Annotated in this window: 15 protein-coding genes; 12 read left to right on the forward strand and 3 right to left on the reverse strand. The window is 71.3% G+C overall.

The window, feature by feature from the left end; all coding sequences use genetic code 11:
• The first annotated feature begins 75 nt into the window (after window positions 1-75).
• The 5 genes from ACFXJ8_RS33980 (at window position 76) to ACFXJ8_RS34000 (ending at window position 6,657) form a co-directional block, all read left to right on the forward strand.
• Window positions 76-465: a YbaB/EbfC family nucleoid-associated protein gene (locus ACFXJ8_RS33980; RefSeq protein WP_379648092.1), complete on the forward strand. Its 390-nt coding sequence runs from the start codon at window positions 76-78 to the stop codon at window positions 463-465.
• Entirely contained in the window at window positions 462-893 is a 432-nt protein-coding gene (locus tag ACFXJ8_RS33985) for a hypothetical protein (protein WP_379648093.1), read from the forward strand. Before ACFXJ8_RS33980 ends, ACFXJ8_RS33985 begins: the two co-directional genes overlap by 4 nt.
• A gap of 13 nt (window positions 894-906) precedes the next feature.
• The gene (locus tag ACFXJ8_RS33990; RefSeq protein ID WP_379648094.1) at window positions 907-4,671 is read left to right on the forward strand and encodes an ADP-ribosyltransferase; all 3,765 of its coding nucleotides are present in this window, start codon (window positions 907-909) and stop codon (window positions 4,669-4,671) included.
• An 11-nt stretch (window positions 4,672-4,682) separates the two neighbouring features.
• The gene (locus ACFXJ8_RS33995) at window positions 4,683-5,051 is read left to right on the forward strand and encodes a hypothetical protein (RefSeq protein WP_379648095.1); all 369 of its coding nucleotides are present in this window, start codon (window positions 4,683-4,685) and stop codon (window positions 5,049-5,051) included.
• A gap of 274 nt (window positions 5,052-5,325) precedes the next feature.
• On the forward strand, window positions 5,326-6,657 hold the full coding sequence (locus ACFXJ8_RS34000; protein ID WP_379648096.1) for a serine hydrolase domain-containing protein: 1,332 nt from the start codon (window positions 5,326-5,328) through the stop codon (window positions 6,655-6,657).
• A gap of 7 nt (window positions 6,658-6,664) precedes the next feature.
• Here the strand turns inward: ACFXJ8_RS34000 and ACFXJ8_RS34005 are convergent, their stop codons facing one another.
• A complete protein-coding gene (locus ACFXJ8_RS34005; RefSeq protein WP_379648097.1) occupies window positions 6,665-7,078 on the reverse strand; it encodes a hypothetical protein in 414 nt (137 codons plus the stop codon).
• 118 nt (window positions 7,079-7,196) lie between these two features.
• Here ACFXJ8_RS34005 and ACFXJ8_RS34010 point away from each other — a divergent pair, with 118 nt between their 5' ends.
• The 6 genes from ACFXJ8_RS34010 (at window position 7,197) to ACFXJ8_RS34035 (ending at window position 12,039) form a co-directional block, all read left to right on the forward strand.
• Entirely contained in the window at window positions 7,197-7,991 is a 795-nt protein-coding gene (locus ACFXJ8_RS34010; RefSeq protein ID WP_379648098.1) for a helix-turn-helix domain-containing protein, read from the forward strand.
• Between the two features lie 87 nt (window positions 7,992-8,078).
• On the forward strand, window positions 8,079-8,489 hold the full coding sequence (locus ACFXJ8_RS34015) for a molybdopterin-binding protein (RefSeq protein ID WP_379648099.1): 411 nt from the start codon (window positions 8,079-8,081) through the stop codon (window positions 8,487-8,489).
• 10 nt (window positions 8,490-8,499) lie between these two features.
• Entirely contained in the window at window positions 8,500-9,270 is a 771-nt protein-coding gene (gene modA, locus ACFXJ8_RS34020; protein WP_379648100.1) for a molybdate ABC transporter substrate-binding protein, read from the forward strand.
• Window positions 9,271-9,275: 5 nt separating this feature from the next.
• A complete protein-coding gene (locus tag ACFXJ8_RS34025; protein ID WP_379648101.1) occupies window positions 9,276-10,094 on the forward strand; it encodes an ABC transporter permease in 819 nt (272 codons plus the stop codon).
• Window positions 10,091-11,125 (forward strand): ABC transporter ATP-binding protein, encoded by a 1,035-nt coding sequence (locus tag ACFXJ8_RS34030; RefSeq protein WP_379648102.1) that lies wholly within the window; start codon window positions 10,091-10,093, stop codon window positions 11,123-11,125. The genes ACFXJ8_RS34025 and ACFXJ8_RS34030 overlap by 4 nt, the downstream gene beginning before the upstream one ends.
• A 53-nt stretch (window positions 11,126-11,178) precedes the next feature.
• Complete coding sequence (locus tag ACFXJ8_RS34035) at window positions 11,179-12,039, forward strand: hypothetical protein (protein ID WP_379648103.1); 861 nt, start codon at window positions 11,179-11,181, stop codon at window positions 12,037-12,039.
• 10 nt (window positions 12,040-12,049) lie between these two features.
• Here the strand turns inward: ACFXJ8_RS34035 and ACFXJ8_RS34040 are convergent, their stop codons facing one another.
• Window positions 12,050-13,120, reverse strand: a complete 1,071-nt coding sequence (locus ACFXJ8_RS34040) for a class I SAM-dependent methyltransferase (protein ID WP_379648104.1) — start codon at window positions 13,118-13,120, stop codon at window positions 12,050-12,052.
• Between the two features lie 81 nt (window positions 13,121-13,201).
• Here ACFXJ8_RS34040 and ACFXJ8_RS34045 point away from each other — a divergent pair, with 81 nt between their 5' ends.
• Window positions 13,202-16,075: a BTAD domain-containing putative transcriptional regulator gene (locus ACFXJ8_RS34045; protein WP_379648105.1), complete on the forward strand. Its 2,874-nt coding sequence runs from the start codon at window positions 13,202-13,204 to the stop codon at window positions 16,073-16,075.
• Here the strand turns inward: ACFXJ8_RS34045 and ACFXJ8_RS34050 are convergent, their stop codons facing one another.
• The gene (locus ACFXJ8_RS34050) at window positions 16,076-16,798 is read right to left on the reverse strand and encodes a PIG-L deacetylase family protein (protein ID WP_379648106.1); all 723 of its coding nucleotides are present in this window, start codon (window positions 16,796-16,798) and stop codon (window positions 16,076-16,078) included.
• Window positions 16,799-16,860 lie beyond the last annotated feature (62 nt).

The raw sequence follows: 16,860 nt of genomic DNA on the forward strand, positions 1-16,860 counted from the left end.
GAAGATCATCCGACGTTCCGTGTCAGGGAATGGTAGAAACTTCCTAACTTGTGAGGCTTGCGGGGGTGGTGTGGAATGAGTGAGGAGTTCCGACTGGCCATAGAGGACATGGCCAAGGAGTACAACCGTCAGGCGGAACAGCTCAAGCAGGCCTATGCGAAGCTGCGCGAGACGACCGCGGTCGGGAAGTCCGACGACGGCATGGTGACGGTGACGGTCGGCCCGCGAGGGCAGGTCCAGAACATCGAGTTCAACCCGCGCGTCTACGGGAAGCTGTCGCCCTCCGAGCTGGCGTACTCGATCCTCGAGCAGATCTCGGCGGCCTCGGGCGAGGTGGCCGAGCGCACCAAGGAGCTCATGTCGCCGTTCGTGCCCGAAGGCCTGCCATACGAGGAGTTCTTCGGCGACGACGTCTCACTCGACTCGCTGCTGCCCCAGCCGATCGACCTCGAGGACCGCGAATGACCCCCCAGCACGGGGGCTATTCCGTGCGGACATCGGGACTCCGCACGCGTGCGAGCTACGCCGAAGGGGACGCGGACACCCTGTGGTGGGAGAAGCGCCTGCTGCTGGAAGTGTTCATGACCGAAGGCAACCCGCTGGGCGATGACCAGTATGGCGCCGAGCTGGAAAAGAAGCTGCCCAAGCTCCAGGGCGAGATCATGGACGCCTTCACCGCGTGCATCAACGAGGCCGAAGGCATCCGCGACGGGCTCCACGGCAATGCCCGGACATACGATTCCGCCGAACCCGGATACGGCGACGGCCAGGGCTGGAGCGGGGAGTCCGGCTCGGTGCCGCCGCCGCCGACTTTGGGGCAGCCGGATCAGTCGCCGTCCGGCTCGTACCCGGCTGAGCAGTATCCGTCGGAGTTCTACCCGCCGATGCCGTAGTGGATGAGTTGACATGGGATTTGATGGGTTTCTCGTTCCTGACTGGGCCAAGCCATATGTGGGCTGGGTGGTGGGGATGGATTGGCCGGAGGGTGATGAGTCGGGGTGTTTCCGGCTGGCTGATGCGTGTGCGGCCTCTGCCAAGAATGTGATGGCCGCGGAGGGGATGGGGTACGCGGCTCGTGAGGGTGAGGACTGGGACGGCGAGGCGCTGCAGGAGTTCGTCGAGTTCGTTCGTCAGGTGTGGGGTGACAAGCGGGTCGAGCTGGTTGAGCGGTTGGTGGCGGCGGCGCTGGAGTTCAACCGGGTGGGGGTGCAGGTCGAGTACACCAAGCGGATGATCGAGGTGTCGGTCTGGTTTCTGATTTTTCAGATCGGCTGGTTGCTGGCGGCGGCGATGGGGCCGTGGGGTGGGGTGTCGCTGGCGATGATCGGGCCGCGGTTGCAGTTGACGCGGTTGGCGATCGGGCAGTTGGGCAAGCGGTTGATGATCAATGTGGGGTTGTTCGGTGTGCTGCTGGGCGGTATGGATGCGGCGGTGCAGGCGACGCAGTCGCGGCGGGATGGCGTTGATTGGGATCAGGTGTGGGCGTCGGCGGGTTCGGGCGCGTTGACGGGTGCGTTTTTGACGTTGTTCACGGGGTTGGCTCCGACGCGGTCGATGTGGGGGTTGATGACGCGGTCGGGTTTGGCGGGGGGTGCCACGGCGGCGACGGTGGAGGTGATGAGTGGCCGGCCGCTGGATGAGAAGATGCTGCGGACCATTCTGATGAACATGACGGCGGGTTTCGTGGGCGGCGCGGACGCGCACTGGGCCAGCTGGAACCCCTCGACCGGTTCGATAGCGGGCACGGGGCCTTCGGGGAAGACGGGCGGGGACCTTTCCCCGACCTCGCACGACGGTCCCCACCCACCCTCCAGCGGATCGTGGAAGAACAGCCTGCCGCCGTCGTGGCTGACGAATTCGACGTCCGGCGCCGTGGGCGGGCCGCACCCGACGATGGGCACCCAGGCCTCCGGTGTAGCGCAGCACGGCACGCCGGGGAGCTACGGCATCCACTACACCTACGCCGAAACCCCGGCGCACGGCACATTGGACCTCAGCACCAGCTTGTCGCAGGCCACACACATCACGAAGGGACCGGCCGACAGCACGTTAGGGCCCACCCCTCATCACGTGGACATCGACTCTGCGACGAGCGCCTCCAAGCCTGACCCGGGGAAGCCGGGACCGGTCTTCCACGCGTTGGCGCAGTCGGACACCGCTACCGGGCCGAAGCCCAAGCCGAGCATCGATTCGCTGATCAACGGTTCGGGCCCGCCGCACGCGCCTGCGCCTGCGCTGAAGGGCGCCGGCACGGCGGGCCCCGCCGGCGGGGCATCTCACCCGCCGGCGCATGCCGGCGGCTCCGGCACCGCATCACCGGCCGGCGGGCACCACACGGCCCCGTCAGCGGGCCCATCGGCGGCTCCTCATCTGGCTTCCTCGACCGGAGCCGCCCACGCAGGGGGCGCGACTCCTTCACCGGCCGCTCACCCGTCGACCACATCGCCGGGCGCCCACCCTCTTCCCGTCTCGCCAGTGGCCGGCGGGCATTCCGGCGCGGCCGGCCCGTCGGCGGTCCACCACGCCGACAGCGGCGGGTCTTCGGTCACCGGGCATGCCGACAACACCTCCACCTCGGCGGCCTGGCACGCCGATGCCGGCGGGCCGGGCGGCGGTGTCAAGGACGCCTCCCCCAGCCCGTTCAAGATCCTCGCCGACCCCGGCAGGTCCGGTGACGGCTACGCCGGCCCCGGCCTATGGGGCAAGTACGGCGCCGCCGGCGTGCTGATCAGGAACACCGACGCCAGGGGTGTGGAGCGCTACCTGGTGGTGCAACGCGGCCCGGGCGTCAGCTCGAACGTGGGCAAATGGCAGCTGCCCGGCGGGGCGTTGGACAGCAAGGAGACACCCGCGCAGGGCGCGGCCCGGGAGATCAGCGAGGAGCTGGGCGTCAACCAGGCCTACCTCGACACGCTCAAACTGACCGGAACCCATGTGGTGGAGGCCGCCAACGGCTGGAAGTACACCAACATCGCCGCCGAAGGTGACATGTTCACCCCCAGGGTCGACATGACCGAGACCGGCGACGCCAGATGGGTGACGCTGTTCGAACTGGGTGACATGGCCGCCCAGGGCAAGCTGCACCCCGCTATGGTCAAGTCTCTGAACGATGTGCTGTCGCTGTTCCACGACGCCAAACACGGCGATGACCCGGCAGCCGGGCCCGCGGTGCTGTCATCGACCGACCCCTCCCCCCATGCCGCTCACACCGGCGCCCACACCGGCGCGGACGCAGGCCCGGCCGCCGCACACCCATCTGCCGCCGCCTTCGGCGACGGCCCACCCACCATCGCCCGCATGGACGGCTACACCCAGACCGGCGGTCAGGGCGGCAGCAACCTCGGCGGCCGCTTCGTCGACCCCGCCGGCCGGGAATGGTACGTCAAAGCCCCCCGCAGCGACGTCCACGCCAAAAACGAGGTACTGGCCAACCAGCTCTACCGCGAAGCCGGGATCCGCGTGCCAGTGGTCGAGCTCATCGACCTCAACGGCCACTTCGGCGAGCGCCACCTCGGCGTCCGCTCGGCCATCGTCGACGGCGTCCAAGACCTCCACGCCAGGCTCGATGACACCGCCTACCTCAAAGACCTCTACGCTGGCTTCGCGGTGGACGCCTGGCTGGGCAACTGGGACGTGGCCGGCCTCGCCTTCGACAACGTGCTCAGCAGCAACGGTCACCCGCTGCGCCTGGACGCCGGCGGTTCCCTGCTCTACCGCGCCCAGGGCGAGCCGAAGGGCGCCCTGTTCGGCCCCGTCGTCGGCGAGATCGACACCCTGCGCGATCCTTCCATGAACCCGCAGTCGGCACACGTGTTCAAAAACCTGACCGACGACGACATCCGCGCCGGGGTCCGCAAGATCGAAAAGATCAGCGAGCAACGCATCGACGCGCTCGTCGACCGGCACGGTTTCCCGCCCGAGGAAGCCGCCGCCCTCAAATCCACGCTCAAAGACCGCCGCAACGACCTCATCAATCGCTACGGAACGCAACCCGAGCCGCGTTACGAGGGACTGACCCCCGAGGGCAGACCGGAGATCGTCGCCACACTTCAAAAGCTTCCTTCGGGCCTTCTCTACGTCGGGCCGGGACCGCATGTGCCACTCGACGCGCCCTTCGGCGCACGCCTGGTCAGCGAGTCGTTCGGCAACGCGGTCTGGGGCGGCGTCCTCGACAACCTGTCGGAGGCCCAGGTGAACGCGCTCAAGGGTTACACTGCTTCTGATTACAGACAGATCAATAAATTCTTGCGCGACAACACCACCTTGGGCGTCGGCTCTCTTGAGAGAGCGCATACAGAAATGCGGATCGAGCTCATAAATTCGGCCACGTACGTCCGTCTGCTGCCCGAGACGATCGACGTTTACCGAGGAGTCTTCGACGATGCCTTCACCGTCCCGATCGAGGAACTTCCCGGAACCATTCAGAGAGACCCGGCGTTCATGTCGACGAATATCGGCATGGACGCCGCTTGGAAGGACATGCCCGTGCGGCTGCATCTTCGAGTGCCCGAGGGAACTCCGGCGATCTATGTCAAACCGATCAGCGGATACGGCACTGAGCGCGAGTTGCTCCTGGGTAGCGGCCGATCATGGATGGTGGAAGACGTTCGCATGAGGGGTGGTATCTGGCATGTATACGGCTGGATGCTCCCTGACCAGCCCGACAGATAAGGAAGCCAACGTTGTCACTGACCGACGAGCCCAAATTTCGTACGACGTTCGCGCCAGAAAGCTACGCGCGCACGACGGAGTCCGCCATTCGCTATGTGCCGGTGAGCATCGACAGCACGATCGTCGGCTACCTGTGGGCGGCCGTCTCCGATGACGCCGCCAAATACGTCGCGCGAGAAGACGCCGGCGACCTCGGCGCCAATGCGGGCGTGGCATGGGTACAGCGGCTGCGCCAGGCGAGGGCCAACGGCCTCGCGCCCCTACAGGCTCTGCGGCACTGGGTGGGGCAGGAAGAAGACCCCCGCGCAGGCCGTATCGACCTCGACACCGAGCAGGAACTTCCGAACCTGAAGGCGCTGGAGGACCTGGCCGCTGGATGACCTCACCGCGGCGCCTGCACCGCGCACCATGGCCTCCGCAGTGCAGGACAGCGCCGAGGCCATGGCCTTCCCGTGCCGACGTCGGCCGCGTCGCCCTGCCTTTGCGGAAGTCCTACCGAATGAGCTCGTCGAGTTCCGGGTGGTATGTCGAGGATGTCCAGCTGCGGGGGCTCAACCTGGCACGTCTATGGATGGGTGCTCCCGCATGAACCGTAGACAAGAGGAACGACGGCCGTGCATCGAGAGCCGCGAACCCTCGGTAATCTTCCCCGGTATGAGCGAAGTGGGTGAGAGCGCGGCCAAGGCGCTGCTGCGCAGGCTGGCCGTGGAGCAAGCCGAGTCCAGGGTGCCGTCGCTGACGGCGGCGATCGTGCGTGACGGCGAGCTGGCGTGGTTCGGGGCCAGGGGCCAGGTCGGCGACGGTGCGCCGACCCTCGGCACGCAGTACCGGATCGGCTCGATCACCAAGTCCATGGTCGCCGTTGTCGTGATGAGGTTGCGTGACGAGGGCCTGGTCGATCTGCTCGACCCGCTCGGCAAGCACGTCGAGGGCACCCCGTTCGACCAGGTCACGATCGCCCAGCTGCTCTCGCACACCGGCGGGCTGTCGGCCGAGCCGCCGACGCCGTGGTGGGAGCGCACGCCCGGCCTGCCGATCGACGAGCTGGTGGCGCGGCTGGGCCCCGACGAGGCCAGGCACCGCCCCGGCCGCCGCTTCCACTACTCCAACCTCGGCTTCGGGCTGCTGGGCGAGCTGGTGGCCCGCCACCGCGGCATGCCGTGGGTGGAGGCGGTCCGACGGGAGGTGCTGGAGCCGCTCGGGATGACCGACACCACCGCCAGGCCGCGGGCGCCCCACGCCACCGGCTACGCCGTGCACCCCTTCGCCGACGTGCTGCTGCCCGAGCCCGAGCACGACGCGGCGTCGATGGCGCCTGCGGGCCAGCTGTGGTCGACGCCCGCCGACCTGGCCAGGTGGGCGGCCTTCCTGGCCGGTTCCACGCAGGGCGTGCTCAGGCCCGAGACGCTGGCCGAGATGCGCGAGCCCGCCACCGTGGACGACGGCGACGCGTGGACCTCCGGCTACGGCCTCGGCCTGCAGCTGGCCAGGGCGAACGGGCGGCGCCTGGCCGGGCACACCGGATCGATGCCCGGCTTCCTGGCCACCGTCTGGACCGACCCCGCCGACCGGGTGGGCGTGCTGTTCATGGCCAACACCACCTCGGGCGTGAGCCGTACGCTGCTGACCGAGCTGCTGGCCATCCTCGACGAGCACGAGCCGCGCCTGCCCGAGCCGTGGAAGCCGGTCGCCGCAGACCCCGACCTGCTGGCGTTGACGGGCCTGTGGCACTGGGGTCCCACGCCCTACCTGCTGCGGCTGCTGCCCGAGCGAGGCCTGTCGCTGACACCGGCGCACGGGACCGGACGGGCCTCGCGGTTCGTCGCCCAGCCGGACGGCACCTGGCTGGGCCTGGACGGCTACTACGCGGGCGAGGTGCTGAGGGTGGGCGACGGGTTCCTCGACCTGAACACCTTCATCTTCACCCGCGAGCCGTACGACAAGGGAGCGCCGATCCCCGGCGGACCCGGCGAGTGGAGCGCCTGAGCGCCACCTACGTCGCCGGGCCTGCGACGCCGACCGCGTGCTCGCCCGCGTTCATCGACCGCCGCAGGCCGACGAACTGCACCGCCGCGAAGACCGCCACCACCAGCGCGCCGACCAGCATGAACACCACGCCGAGCCCGGTCAGCGGGATCAGGCCCGCGAAGGCGAGCACGAGCTGGCCGACGCACGACAGCGCGTTCCCCGCCACCACGTAGCCGCCCAGGCGGGCGGGAATGCGCGGATAGCCGGCGATGAGCCCGAGGGCGGCGGCCCCGCCCAGCATGGCCACGCCCAGCGGGACCGACCACGTCGTCGGCAGGCCGAGCGGCCCGCTCAGCGCCGGCCCGCCGGCGAGCATGGCCAGGCCGAAGACGGCGGTGCTCCAGCCGTCGATCCGCAGGATGGTACGCAACAGGGTCACAGGGGTCTCCTTCGTCAGGTGTCGAACTCGGAGAAGACGGTGCCGCACGCGGTTCATGGGCTCAATGACCTCTGAGGTCATGGCGGCGCTGACCTGAGCCTCGTCTACGCTTGCGGGAATGACCAAGGACCGGCCGTCCCGGGTGGGCGTCCTGCTGCGGGAGTGGCGGCAGCGGCGCAGGCTCAGCCAGCTCGACCTCGCCCTGCTCGCCGACAGCTCCGCGCGCCACCTGTCGTACGTCGAGACCGGCAAGGCCCGCCCGAGCAGGGAGATGGTGCTGCGCCTGGCGGAGGCGCTGGAGGTGCCGCTGCGCGAGCGCAACACGCTGCTGCTGGCCGCCGACTACGCGCCCGCCTACCGCGAGAGCTCACTCAGCGACGACTACCTGGCCTCGGTCCGTTCCGCGCTGGAGACCATGCTGGCCGCGCACGAGCCGTACCCCGCCGTCGTCGTCGACCGCCTGTGGAACGTGGTGGCGGGCAACCGCGCCATGTCCGTACTCCTGAACGGCATCCCGTCGCACCTGCTGGAGCCGTGCCCGAACGTGTTCCGGCTCACCCTGCACCCCGACGGCCTGGCCGCGCACCTGGTCAACCTGGGCGAGGTGCGCTCGCACTTCCTCGACAGGCTGCGGCGCCAGGTCACCGCCACCGGCGACGAGGAGCTGCGGCTGCTGTACGAGGAGGTGTGCGGCTATCCCGTGCCCGAGCCTCAGGATGAGGGCGAGGAGCTCGGTTCTGGCCCTTTTCAGGTGCCGCTCAGGATCCGCACGCCGCTCGGCGAGCTGTCGATGTTCAGCACGATGGCCACCTTCGGCGCGCCCGCCGACGTGACGCTGTCGGAGTTGGCGATCGAGCTGTTCTATCCGCTGGACGAGTTCACCGGCACGACCCTGCGCGCGCTGGCCTCGTGAATGCGATGGCTTAGCGGTGGATCGCCCCGCTGTTGCGGACGAGGGCGGCTGTTCAGGCTGGAATCTGCGAAGGTATGGTGAGTGCTTGTGACGACGTTTCGGATCAGCGAGGCCGCCGCCCTGCTCGGGGTGAGCGCCGACACCGTGCGCCGATGGGTGGACGCGGGACGGCTGGCGGCCGAGCGGGACGAGCACGGCCACCGCCGGGTGAAGGGCGCCGAGCTGGCCGCCTTCGCCCGCGCCCAGATCGAGGCGGAGGACGGCTCGGGCGTGTCCTCGGCGCGTAACCGCTTCCGCGGCATCGTGACCGAGGTCATCAGGGACGCGGTGATGGCCCAGGTGGAGATCGCCGCCGGGCCGTACCGGGTGGTGTCGCTGATGAGCCGCCAGGCCGCCGACGAGCTCGACCTGCAGGTGGGCGTGGTGGCGGTGGCCGTGATCAAGTCCACCAACGTCGTCGTGGAGATCCCCGACCACACTCGCACTGTGAGTCAGTAAGGAGTCCTCGGTGCTCAGGCGTCAATCCAGGTGGGCCATGGCCCTCCCCCTCGTCGTGGCCCTCGCGGGCCTGTCCGGCTGCGGTACGGCCGGCAGCGAGGGCGAGAGAACCACGACGGTCACGGTGTTCGCGGCCGCGTCGCTGACCGGCACGTTCACCGAGCTCGGCAAGGCCTTCGAGGCGGCCCACCCGGGCACGACGGTGAAGCTGAACTTCGGCTCCAGCGCCACGCTGGCCCAGCAGATCACCGCGGGCGCGCCCGCGGACGTGTTCGCCGCCGCCAGCCCCGCCACCATGAAGACCGTCACCGACGCGGGCCTGGCGGGCGCGCCGGCCACGTTCGCGCGCAACAAACTGGAGATCGCCGTGCCCGCCGGCAACCCGGCCAAGGTCGACGACCTGAAGGACCTGACCGACCCGAAGGTCAAGGTCGCACTGTGCGCCGAGCAGGTGCCGTGCGGCGCCGCCGCGGCCAAGGCCCTGGCGGCAGCCGGGCTGAAGGTCACACCCGTCACGCTCGAACAGGACGTCAAGGCCACCCTTACCAAGGTCGAGCTCGGCGAGGTCGACGCCGCCCTCGTCTACCGGACCGACGTGATCGCCGCGGCGGGCAAGGTGCGGGGCATCACCTTCCCCGAGGCCGACCAGGCGATCAACGACTATCCGATCGCGGTGCTGTCCAAGGCGCCCGCGCCCGGCCCGGCCAAGCAGTTCGCCGACCTGGTGGCGTCGGCGCAGGGCACGGCCGTACTGACCAAGGCCGGATTCGAGGCACCCTGACCGCGATGACGCCCACCACCGCGCCACCCGAACGAGGCGGGAGCACCGGCCGCCCGCCATGGCTGCTGGTGGTCCCCGCGGTGCTCGGCCTCGCCTTCCTGGTGCTGCCGCTGGCCGGGCTGCTGGTCCGCACGCCGTGGCCGACACTGCTCGAACGGCTGGCCGAGCCGCAGGTGCTGGAGGCGCTGCGGCTGTCGCTGGTGACCTCGACGATTGCCACGGCCGCGTGCCTGCTGTTCGGCGTGCCGCTGGCGTGGCTGCTGGCCAGGGTCTCCTTCCCCGGCCGGCGGCTGGTGCGCGCCCTGGTCACCGTGCCGCTGGTGCTGCCGCCCGTGGTCGGCGGCGTCGCGCTGCTGCTGGTGCTGGGCCGGCGCGGCCTGATCGGCCAGTGGCTCGACGCCACGTTCGGCATCACGCTGCCCTTCACCACGGCGGGCGTGGTCATCGCCGAGGCGTTCGTGGCGATGCCGTTTCTCGTCATCAGCGTCGAGGGTGCGCTGCGCGCCGCCGACCTGCGCTTCGAGGAGGCCGCGGCCACGCTCGGCGCCTCCCGCTGGACCATCTTCCGCCGCGTCACCCTGCCGCTGATCATGCCGGGCGTCGTGGCGGGGGCGGTGCTGTGCTGGGCCAGGGCGCTGGGCGAGTTCGGCGCCACGATCACCTTCGCCGGCAACTTCCCCGGCACCACCAGGACCATGCCGCTGGCGGTCTACCTGGCGCTGGAGACCGAGCCTGAGGCGGCCATCGTGCTCAGCCTCGTCCTGCTCGCCGTCTCCGTCGTCATCCTGGCCAGCCTGCGCGACAGGTGGGTGAGCAGCCCATGACGCTGCGCGCGCGCCTGGTCGTCACCAGGGCGGCCTTCGGCCTCGACATCGCGCTCGACGTCGAGGCCGGGGAGGTCGTCGCCCTGCTCGGGCCCAACGGCGCGGGCAAGACCACCGCCCTGCGCGCCCTGGCGGGCCTCACCGGCCTGTCGGCCGGCGGACACATCACGCTCGACGACCGGCCGCTGCACGGCGTGGCCGTCGAACACCGGCCGATCGGCATGGTCTTCCAGGACTACCTGCTCTTCCCTCATCTGTCCGCCCTCGACAACGTCGCCTTCGGGCTGCGCTGCCGCGGCGAGGGCAAGGCCGAGTCCCGCCGTACGGCACGCGCGTGGCTGGAGCGCGTGGGCCTGGCCGGGCACGCCACGGCCAGGCCCCGCCAGCTGTCCGGCGGCCAGGCCCAGCGCGTCGCGCTGGCCAGGGCGCTGGCCGTACGGCCCCGCCTGCTGCTGCTCGATGAGCCCCTCGCGGCCCTCGACGCCCACACCAGGCTGGAGATCCGCACCCAGCTGCGCCACCACCTGGCCGACTTCGACGGCGCCACTGTCCTGGTCACCCACGACCCGCTCGACGCGATGGTGCTGGCCGACCGGCTCGTCGTCATCGAGAACGGCGCCATCGTGCAGGACGGCGCGCCCGCCGAGGTGGCCCGCAGGCCGCGCACCGACTACGTCGCCCGCCTGGTCGGCCTCAACTTCTACCGCGGCGTGGCCAGCGGGCACCAGGTCACGGTCGGCGAGCTGCCGTTCAACACCACCGAGGAGCTCGACGGGCCCGCGTTCGTCGCCTTCCCGCCCGCCGCGCTCGCCCTGTACCGCTCACGTCCCGACGGCAGCCCGCGCAACCTGTGGCAGGGCCGCATCGAGGGCATCGAACGGCACGGCGACAACGTCCGCGTCCATCTCGACGGGCCGATCACCGCGTTCGCCGACATCACCCCGGCCGCCGTCGCCGACCTCGACCTGACGCCCGGCCAGGCGATCTGGGCATCGGTCAAGGCCACGGAGACCCACGCGTACCCGGCGTGACCGCCGTCCGATATCGACAAGACCACAGGTCGTGGGGCGGGAAGGATGAGGTCATGGATATCGACAGGATTTCCGCGTTCATGGCCGGTCACGCGCGGCTGCTCGACCGCCGCCGTTTCGAGCTGCTGACCGGCGCGGGCTCGCCCGAGGCCGCCCTGGCCGCGCTGGAGGGCTACCGCAACGACGACGGCGGCTACGGATGGGGGCTCGAACCCGACCTGCGCTCGCCGGAGAGCCAGCCCGGAGCGGCGCTGCACGCCTTCGAGGTGTTCGAGCATGCGCCCAGCCGGCAGGCGGCCGAGCTGTGCGACTGGCTGGAGGCGGTGACGCTGCCCGACGGCGGGCTGCCGTTCGCGCTGCCGCTGACCGTCGAGACCGCCACCGCGCCGTGGTGGCAAGGTGCGGACCCCACGACGTCGTCGCTGCAGATCACGGCGGTGACGGCGGCTGCCGCGTGGCGGACGGCCGCGCGGGACAGCGTGGTCGCCAGGCATCCGTGGCTGGCCCGCGCGAGCGCCTACTGCCTGGAGGCGATCGCGTCGTTGCGGGAGCGGCCGCACGCCTACGTGCTGGCCTTCGCGATCCGCTTCCTCGACGCCCAGCCCCAGCACGCCGAGCTGCTGGACAAGCTGGGCACGTTCCTCCCGCCGGACGGCGAGCTGCACGTCGAGGGCGGCACGGCCGAGGAGAAGCTGCGCCCGCTCGACTTCTCGCCCTACCCTGACCTGCCGTCGCGCAGGCTGTTCGCCAAGGAGGCGGTGGACGCCGACCTCGACCGGCTGGCCGCCCTGCAGCAGGAGGACGGCGGCTGGACGGTCGACTACGCGACCATCTCCCCCGCGGGCGCGCTGGACTGGCGGGGCGCCATCACCGTCCATGCCGTCGACGTGCTGCGACGCAACGGCAGGAGCTAGCCCCGCCGCCTCATGGCCGGATCTCGTAGACGATGTTGAACGGAGTCTGGGCGGCCCGCCGGAAACGGGTGAAGCCCGCCTCCGTGACCACCTCGCGGATCGCCGCCTCACCGGCCTGCGCGCCCAGCGCGTAGCCGCCCGGCTGGGACAGGCCGTTGGGCACGCACAGGAACGTGGAGGCGCTGTAGTACAGCCGCCCGACCGGGTTGAAGTTCTCCTCGACGCGGTCGGAGGCGAGCGGCTCCACCAGAAGCCACGTGCCGTCCGGAGCCAGCGCCTGCCGTACCCGCCGGGCCGCCCCGAGCGGGTCGCCCATGTCGTGCAGGCAGTCGAACATCGTCACCAGGTCGTAGTCCGTCCCGGTGAAGGTCTGCGCGGTGGCCGCCTCGAAGCCGACCCGGTCGGTGAGCCCGGCCTGCGCGGCCTTCTCGCGCGCCAACTCGATCGACTCGGCGTGGTAGTCGGAGCCGACGACCGTGGTACGCGGGTAGGCCTCGGCGAGGAGGATCGACGACGAGCCGAGGCCACAGCCGAGATCGGCGACCCGCGCCCCGTCGATGAGCTTGGCCTCGACCCCGTCCAGCGCCGGGATCCAGTTGGGGATCAGCTCGGCCACGTAGCCGGGCCGGAAGAACGCGTCGCAGCCGACGAAGACGTCCTCGTCGTGCTCGTGCCAGCCGAAGCCCGCTCCGGTGCGGAACGCCTCGGTGATGCGCGGTTCGGCGCGCAGCATTCCCAGTGCGATGAGGAACGCCGCCGGCAGGTTGGGGCCGTTCGGGTCGGCCAGGCAGAACGCCTGCTCCTCGGTCAGCGCGAACTGGCCGGTCTCCGGCTCGTAGCCGACGTACCCGCCGGCGGCCTGTCCGCGCAGCCACTCGGTGAGGTAGCGCGGGTGGCACCCGGTGCGCTCGGCGAACTGCCCGGGCGTCGCGGGGCCCTGCGCGAGCGCGCGGTACAGGCCGAGCCGGTGGCCGATCACGACCGAGCCGGCGGCTTCGGTCGCCGCCAGATCGCTCACGAACCGGCCCAGGAACGCGTTCACCTCGCTCTCCTTGGTGTCCGACCGGCTGGTGCCGGTCACAACAGCAAGGGTCGGCGGGCGGCCTGTCACGGCCCTCGCACCGGCTATCGTCGTGCTAACAGGCTGGACACGGGGGGTGTCATGACAGTCGGGCGCCTGCCGCCGCCGGTTCGGGTGGAGGTGCTCGGGCCGCTGCGGCTCCTTGTCGACGGCGGCCTTGTGGATGTGCCAGGTCCGAAGCGGCGTGCGGTGCTCGCGCTGCTCGCGCTCGCCGAGGGCCGGATCGTGACAGTTGATCACCTCGTGGACGCGCTGTGGCCGTCGGAGGTGCCCGAATCAGGGCGTCAAGCCCTGCACAACCATGTCTCCCGGCTGCGTGGGCACCTCGGCTCGGCGGCGGCCCGGTTGGAGACGCGGCAGGACGGTTACCGGCTCGCGCTCGGGCGCGACGAACTGGACGTGGCACAGGCGCGAGCGTTGCTCGCGACGGCCCGCCGGGACCCCGCCGACGCCTTCTCGCTGTTGCGGGAGGCGCACGGGCTGTGGCGGGGGCCGGTTCTCGCCGACCTGACCGACGTCGTCCCCATCGCCACCGCCGTCGAGGAGTACGCGCAACTGCGCCGCGACGTGACCGACGCGCTGATCGCCGGCGGCATCGCGGCAGGACAGGCCGAGGGGATCCTGAGCCTGGCCGCCGCGTCGTCGGCCGCCGACCCCCTGCGCGAGCCCGCGGCCCTCCTGCACATGCGGGCGCTGGCGGCGACCGGGCAAGCCGCGGAGGCCCTGCGCGTCGGACGGGAGTACCGGCACCGGCTGGTCGACGAGACCGGCCTCGATCCGACGCCCGCGCTGGGCGAGCTCGAGCGCGACATCATCGGCGGCATCGCCGGTACGGTGATCACCAGGCCCGAGGTGCCCGGCCTGCCCACCACCCAGCTGATCGGCCGCGAGTCGCAGGTCGCGGCCCTGCGCCGGCTGCTCGGGGCCGAGCGTCTGGTCACGCTCGTGGGGCCCGGCGGCGTCGGCAAGACCAGGGTGGCCCTGGAGGTCGCGCGGCAGGGCGCGACACAGAGCGGCACGGCGACGGTACTGCTGCTCGCACCGGTCACCGATCCCGCCGCCATCCCGCACGCGCTGGCGGCGGCCCTGAACCTCAAGGTCGACCATGGCGACGTGCTGTCGGCCTGCGTCGCCGTGCTGGGCGACCACCCCGGCCTGCTGGTGATCGACAACTGTGAACACCTGCTCGACGGCATGCGCGACGCGGTGGAGGTGATCCTCTCCTCGTGTCCCGCCCTCTCCTTGCTGGCCACCAGCCGTGAACCTCTCGGCCTGGCCGCCGAGTACGTCTTCAGGCTGGGTCCGCTCGCGCGGGATCCGTCCGTGGCGCTCTTCCTGGACCGGGCCCGCCGGGTCCGCCCCGGTCCGCCGCCCACGCCGGCGGAGTTGCGTACGGTCGCCGACATCGTGCAGCGGCTCGACGGGATGCCGCTGGCCATCGAACTGGCCGCCGGGCGGCTGTCCACGTTCTCCCTCGCCGATCTGCGTGGCCGCCTCGACCGCTCGCTCGACCTGCTCGCTGGTGGCAGGCCCAGCGCGGAGTCCCGGCACCGGACGCTGCGCGCGACCCTCGAGTGGTCCTACCGGCTCCTCACGGAGGACGAGCGGCGGCTGTTCCGGCACCTGTCGGTCTTCGTCGACGGTGTCGGCCTCGACGACGCCGAGCGGCTCGCCACCGACCTGGGCCTGGACAGCGACCCCGGCAGCGCTCTGGCCCGCCTCGTCGACGCCTCCATGATCGACGCCTCCTTCGAGGGGGCCACCCGGTACCGCCTGCTGGAGACACTGCGGGCATTCGGGCTGGACCGGCTCGCGGCGGCCGGCGAGGACAAGGCCGCGGCCGAGCGCCTGGTGCGGTGGGCCGTCGAACTGACCGCGTGGATCGACACCGCCATGGCCACCGAGCGGGAACCCGAGGCCGACGCCGTCCTGCGCCGCGAACTGCCGAACCTGCGGGCCGCGTGGCGGCTGGCCCGCGGCCGGGGACGTCTGGACGACGCGGCGGCGATGGTCATCTCGATGTTCGACGCGGTCTCCTACCGCGATCTCGTCGAGATTCGGGACTGGGCGGAGGAACTGGCCGACGACACGGCGCTCGCCACCCATCCGCGGGCGAGCGCGGTGCTCGGCACCGCGGCCGAAGCCGCCTACCACCGAGGCGACTACCGCCGGGCCGACCGGCTCGCCCGTACCGGACTGGAAGAGACCACCGGATCGTGGCAGTGCCTGTCGGCGCTGTCGGTGGCCGACCTGGCTCGCGGCGCCTACGGCGACGTGGTCGAGCATGCCCTCGCCGCGGCCGTCCTGGCCGGCCCGCACCGGGAGAGCCTCGGGATCGCCGCCCTCGCGACGGCCTACGCGGGCGATCTCGACGCGGCGCGCAGACTGAACGACCGGGGGCTGGCCGCGGCGGCGGCGCCCTCGATGCTCTCGTGGGGCGCCTACGTCGCCGGGGAGATCGAGAGCTACGCGGGCCACAGCGAGCAGGCCGAACGGCACTACGTCCGTGCCATCGACCTGGCCCGCACCTCGGGCGCGACCTTTCTGGTCGGCATCGCGACCGTCGGGCTCCTTTCAGTGCGCGCCGCCGCCGGACGCGTCCACGAGGCGCTGGGCGGCTACCGCGACGTCATCGACTACTTCGCCCGCAACGGCAACTGGACTCACCTGTGGGTCACCCTGCGCAACCTCGCCGACCTGCTGCGCCGGCTCGGCGACGACGAGCCGGCGGCACTGATCGACGCCGCGGCCGACCGGGCTCCCGACGCGCCCGCCGTGGACCGCTCCCGCCCAGCCGAAGACCGCCCCGCCACCGACCGCTCCCCCGGCGCCGTGGACCACCGCACCGATTCTCCCGCGCACGCCGCGGACGCGCCCTCGACCCCGATCCCCAGCCGGGCCGCCGTCCTCGAGCTGGCGCGGCAGGCGATCGAGCGGAACCTCACCCGATCATGATCACTGCCGCCCGGCGAACGACTCGTCGCCGACCCAGGCCGTGAAGCGGCCGACGCCCATGCCCGCGATGAGCGCGCCCGTCTGGGTCTCCTGGGCCATCAGGGCGCGGACCTTGCGGGCCGCCGTTTCCGCGTCCAGCACGAGGTCGACCGCCAGCCGATGGGCGGGCGTCATGATCGGGTATCCCTGCGCGAAGATGCCCAGGCTCTCGTTGAGCGCGCTCCAGCGCGGTGCCCGCCGTTCCGCGAAGGTGGCATACAGCAAGCGCGCCCCCGACGGGGCGGCGCGGTCGAACGCCGCGGTGGTCCAGGCCGAGACCGCCTGATGGTCGGGGTGACCGGTGATGCCGTCAGGGCCGAAGGTCAGCACGGTGTCCGGGCGAACCTGTTCGATGAGCTCGCGCAGCCGAGCGACCGCGTCGGGCGTGCGGACCGCCGCGCACCGCCCGTCCCGGTAGCCGAGCCAGTGGTGCTCGGTGACGCCGAGGATCTCCAGGCAGCGTGCCAGCTCGCCGGTGCGCGCGACGGCCAGTCGACGCGGCGGCCATTGCCCCGGGTGGGCCGTGCCGAGTTCGCCGCGGGTCGCGGTCACGCACACCACCCGCGATCCGTGGTCACGAGCCATCGCCATCAGACCGCCGGCCAGGTAGGCCTCGTCGTCCGGGTGCGCCCAGACCCCCAGGATGGCGCCCAGCTCGGCGACGCCAGCCGCGGACTCGATCATGCCCGCACCTCCCTTGCGAGGATCTTGTGTACGGCCAGCCCGGCCACCCGGCCCGGTCCATG

This window comes from Nonomuraea sp. NPDC059194, assembly GCF_042754765.1.
Taxonomy (GTDB): Bacteria; Actinomycetota; Actinomycetes; order Streptosporangiales; family Streptosporangiaceae; genus Nonomuraea.

Coding starts and splice junctions, on each gene's coding strand:
- ACFXJ8_RS33990 (WP_379648094.1), top strand. CDS start 907: ATGGGATTTGATGGGTTTCTCGTTCCTGACTGGGCCAAGCCATATGTG.
- ACFXJ8_RS34010 (WP_379648098.1), top strand. CDS start 7,197: ATGACCAAGGACCGGCCGTCCCGGGTGGGCGTCCTGCTGCGGGAGTGG.
- ACFXJ8_RS33985 (WP_379648093.1), top strand. CDS start 462: ATGACCCCCCAGCACGGGGGCTATTCCGTGCGGACATCGGGACTCCGC.
- ACFXJ8_RS34035 (WP_379648103.1), top strand. CDS start 11,179: ATGGATATCGACAGGATTTCCGCGTTCATGGCCGGTCACGCGCGGCTG.
- ACFXJ8_RS33980 (WP_379648092.1), top strand. CDS start 76: ATGAGTGAGGAGTTCCGACTGGCCATAGAGGACATGGCCAAGGAGTAC.
- ACFXJ8_RS34000 (WP_379648096.1), top strand. CDS start 5,326: ATGAGCGAAGTGGGTGAGAGCGCGGCCAAGGCGCTGCTGCGCAGGCTG.
- ACFXJ8_RS34050 (WP_379648106.1), bottom strand. CDS start 16,798: ATGATCGAGTCCGCGGCTGGCGTCGCCGAGCTGGGCGCCATCCTGGGG.
- ACFXJ8_RS34045 (WP_379648105.1), top strand. CDS start 13,202: ATGACAGTCGGGCGCCTGCCGCCGCCGGTTCGGGTGGAGGTGCTCGGG.
- ACFXJ8_RS34030 (WP_379648102.1), top strand. CDS start 10,091: ATGACGCTGCGCGCGCGCCTGGTCGTCACCAGGGCGGCCTTCGGCCTC.
- ACFXJ8_RS34025 (WP_379648101.1), top strand. CDS start 9,276: ATGACGCCCACCACCGCGCCACCCGAACGAGGCGGGAGCACCGGCCGC.